The sequence below is a fragment of the Pseudomonadota bacterium genome (assembly GCA_010028905.1).
GTDB lineage: Bacteria > Vulcanimicrobiota > Xenobia > RGZZ01 > RGZZ01 > RGZZ01.
Genome location: RGZZ01000601.1, coordinates 1 through 2,641, shown reverse-complemented (window position 1 = coordinate 2,641; position 2,641 = coordinate 1). Strand labels below are relative to the sequence as shown.

The following is a 2,641-nucleotide window of genomic DNA, read 5'->3' as shown; positions in this document are numbered from 1 at the left end:
CGCAGCCGGTGCTGACGAGCGCAGGCCTCAACGGTGGCGCGCGGGCGGTGGCCGCCTCGGCCATGGCCACCGCGCCGGCCAGCATCGAGGGCAAGATCCGCGAAGCGCGTCTCAAGGGATATGAGGGCGACCCGTGCAAGGGCTGCGGCTCGTGGACCCTCGTGCGCAACGGGGTCTGCCTGAAGTGCGACACCTGCGGCGAGACCACCGGCTGCTCCTGAGCGGTCAGGGCTTCGTGATGGGGGGCGTCGGCCTGCGCGTGCAGGGGGCGTCCCCCATCTGCTTTCCGTGCCGTTTCCGCTCTACCCCTCGTTCTGTCACCCGCTCACGGGCACCCATCGCAGGGTTGGTGACGCAAGAGATGAACTGCTAAGCGATGTACCACGGCATCCTTGCGGCCATCTTGCTGGCTCGGTTTCTGCTGAGGCGAGCGTCCGATGAGGCTGCGCCGCAGCCCCCCTCCCGCGGCGGGCGCCTGCCAAATCTCACCGATCAGGCGGTGGAGCGACGGCTGCGCGCGCTCGACCTCGAGGGTGCCCGCTATTCCCTGAGCGACCGAAGTGAAGTAGGAGAGGATCTCCTCTCGACCCAGGTCGCTCGCGCCGACATCGCCTTCATCGAAGTGCTGCTCAATGGAGACCCGACAGACGCGCTGAAGGCGCATGACGTCCTCAGGTTCTCACTGGCATTGCCGGACAGGTATCGTCTCTGCGCGAACGCCTTGATCTCATGGCTCGTGGTTGATCGCCCCGACGCGGCGCGCGATGTGGTGGAGATCGACTATCCAAAGGTGCACAGGCACATCATGCTGGGGGAGGTGCGCCATCGCTTGTCGCTCGCCAAGGACGGCTTTGACGCAATCGCTGGTGCCCAGGAGGATGCGTGCGATCGTCTCGAGCATCGCTCGCGCCACGGCGTGTGCGCGCTGCATCGATGGGCATCGGCCGTCTTCTTGTCGCATGCGGCGAAGCGTCGCGGAGACCTCGAACTGGCCAGGTACTGGCTCGATCAGGCGCATGTGATCAACCACCAGACGTGTGTTCCGGTGCTCCGCATCCGCCTCGCGTCGCCCTGCACATAGGCGCGACGAACGGGGAGGAGAGGAGGTTCGTCTCCTGTCGATCGCGTAACCTGCGGTTCCTGCGCAGCCTTCGGCGCCCAGGTCTCGAGGTCGAGGCGAGAGATGAGAAATCTCTTCCTCTCTTCGGGAACCGATGCCGGAATGTGTTCGTCTGACGCCCGTGAGAGATTGAAGCGGGTTGCAGACTGCCGTGGCCACCCAGCGCTTTTCACATCCTGGCTTGTTTCGAGCCGAATTCTGGCGCCGCCCTCGCGTGGCGCGACAACGGGAGACGCATTGTGGATACAACGCTCAGCGCACTGCAGCACAGCATCGAACAGGAGAGCCACCACTTCAAGGCGCTCCAGAGCGAGATCGGGAACGTGATCGTGGGGCAGGGCCTCGTGGTCGAGCGCGTTCTCGTGGGCCTGCTGGCCGACGGTCATCTGCTTCTCGAGGGCGTGCCGGGCCTCGCCAAGACACTCACGTTCAAGACCCTTGCCGCGGCCATCAAGGCGAAGTTCAGATCTCGTGGGAACCACCATCTACAATCCCCAGAGCGGTCAGTTCTCGGTGAAGCAGGGACCGGTGTTCGCCAACCTCGTGCTGGCCGACGAGATCAACCGCGCGCCCGCCAAGGTGCAGAGCGCGCTGCTCGAGGCGATGCAGGAGAAGCAGGTCACCGTGGGCGAGCAGACGTTCGCGCTCCCCGCCCCCTTCCTCGTGATGGCCACTCAGAACCCGGTCGAGCAGGAAGGCACCTATCCGCTTCCGGAGGCGCAGGTCGACCGCTTCATGCTCAAGATCAAGATCGACTACCCCACGCGTGAGGAAGAGTCGCAGATCATCGACCGCATGACGCGCGGCCAAGAGCCCAGCGCCCAGGCCGTCATCGATACCGACGACCTGGTGCGGGTGCGCAAGCTCATTCCCCAGATCTACCTCGACGAGAAGGTCAAGAGCTACATCCTCGACGTGGTCTTCGCGACCCGAACCCCGGAGCGCTTCCGTCTCGAGCGCCTCAAGCCGCTCATCGCCTACGGCGCGTCTCCGCGTGCCAGTCTCGCGCTGGCCCAGGCCTCTCGCGCCTATGCGTTCCTGCGCGGTCGCGCCTACGTGACGCCGGACGACGTGAAGTCCATCGGCTACGATGTGCTGCGTCATCGCCTGGCCACCACCTACGAGGCCGAGGCCGAGGAGATGAGCGCTGAATCGATCCTGCGCCAGATCTTCGACACCATCGAGGTGCCGTGAGCCATGGCCGATCTGGAGAAGCGGCCCCGTGAAGAGGCCGCGTCTCCTCACATGGCGCCCCCGCACGCCACGGGGATGCTCAACGAGGAGACGCGGAGAAGGATTCGGCGCATCGAGATATCCACCGCACGCCTTGTGGAAGAGGTGTTCGCGGGCAAGTACGAGAGCCTGTTCAAAGGACAGGGCGTGGAGTTCGCCGAGGTGCGCGAGTACCTCCCGGGCGATGATGTTCGAACCATCGACTGGAACGTGACGGCGCGCACCGGTCGGCCGTTCGTGAAGAAGCACGAGGAGGAGCGCGAGCTCACCGTGCTGCTGGTGGTCGAC

General features: G+C 65.2%; 3 protein-coding genes and 1 pseudogene. All 4 read left to right on the top strand.

The window, feature by feature from the left end:
* Window positions 1-8 precede the first annotated feature (8 nt).
* Window positions 9-221, top strand: coding sequence for a hypothetical protein (locus tag EB084_23355; protein ID NDD31199.1), 213 nt, complete (start codon window positions 9-11; stop codon window positions 219-221).
* A 155-nt stretch (window positions 222-376) separates the two neighbouring features.
* Complete coding sequence (locus EB084_23350) at window positions 377-1,081, top strand: hypothetical protein (GenBank protein ID NDD31198.1); 705 nt, start codon at window positions 377-379, stop codon at window positions 1,079-1,081.
* Window positions 1,082-1,359: 278 nt separating this feature from the next.
* A pseudogene (locus EB084_23345) lies at window positions 1,360-2,314 on the top strand (MoxR family ATPase).
* A gap of 75 nt (window positions 2,315-2,389) precedes the next feature.
* Window positions 2,390-2,641, top strand: a 252-nt coding sequence (locus EB084_23340) for a DUF58 domain-containing protein (protein NDD31197.1), incomplete at its 3' end; no start/stop codon positions are given.

Excerpts from the sequence above, each read along its gene's own strand:
- EB084_23350 (NDD31198.1), top strand. The coding sequence starts at position 377 with ATGTACCACGGCATCCTTGCGGCCATCTTGCTGGCTCGGTTTCTGCTG.